Genomic DNA, 825 nt, shown 5'->3' with positions numbered 1-825 from the left:
GTTGCATTCACTAACGGTTTCCACGGTTGTACCGCAGGTGCGTTGGCGGCTACAGGTCATCAGCATCACCGACAAGGTAACGGCTCAAGCCTTACAAACGTAACGCGCATTCCGTTCGAAGGTTACGCTGGCGTTGATGGTTTGGCGCTGTTCGAAACTATGCTGAATGACAACTCTGCAGGTATGGACAAACCAGCAGCCGTATTGCTGGAAACGGTACAAGGCGAGGGTGGTTTAAACGCCGCCTCCAATGAGTGGCTACAGCGCTTGAGTAAAATATGTAAAGCAAACGACATTCTATTGATTGTCGATGACATTCAAGCTGGTTGTGGCCGAACTGGGACATTCTTCAGTTTTGAGCCATCAGGTATTGAACCCGATATTGTGACGCTATCGAAATCGATCGGTGGTTACGGTCTGCCAATGGCGGTTGTACTGCTGAAACCAGAACTTGACCAATGGAAACCAGGCGAGCACAACGGCACGTTCCGTGGTAACAACCACGCATTTATTACTGCGGCAAAAGCACTAGAAATCTACTGGTCAAATGACGATTTCGAAACGCACATTAAGCAATGTTCGCAAAATGTGAGTGAAGTGATTGATCGCTGTGTGCGTCGTTTCCCGCAAATGTTCGTTCAGAAAAAGGGACGCGGCATGATGATTGGCATCGAGTGTATTCACGGTGACTTGGCAGCAGAAATCGCTAAAGCATGTTTTGACGACGGCATGGTGATTGAAACCGCAGGCCCAGATGATGAGGTGATGAAGTTTTTCTGTCCATTGACTATCAGTGAATCTGAGCTGAACCAAGGACTAAGCATC

General features: G+C 48.2%; 1 protein-coding gene. It reads left to right on the top strand.

Going from position 1 to position 825, the window contains the following annotated elements:
• The coding region (locus R7Z49_RS24185; protein ID WP_318112255.1) for an aminotransferase class III-fold pyridoxal phosphate-dependent enzyme at positions 1–825 on the top strand (825 nt) is incomplete at both ends.

Source organism: Vibrio sp. 1562 (genome assembly GCF_033340155.1).
Taxonomy (GTDB): Bacteria; Pseudomonadota; Gammaproteobacteria; order Enterobacterales; family Vibrionaceae; genus Vibrio; species Vibrio alginolyticus.
The sequence above is the reverse complement of the archived record's forward strand: the minus strand, read 5'-3'. Positions and strand labels throughout refer to the sequence as shown.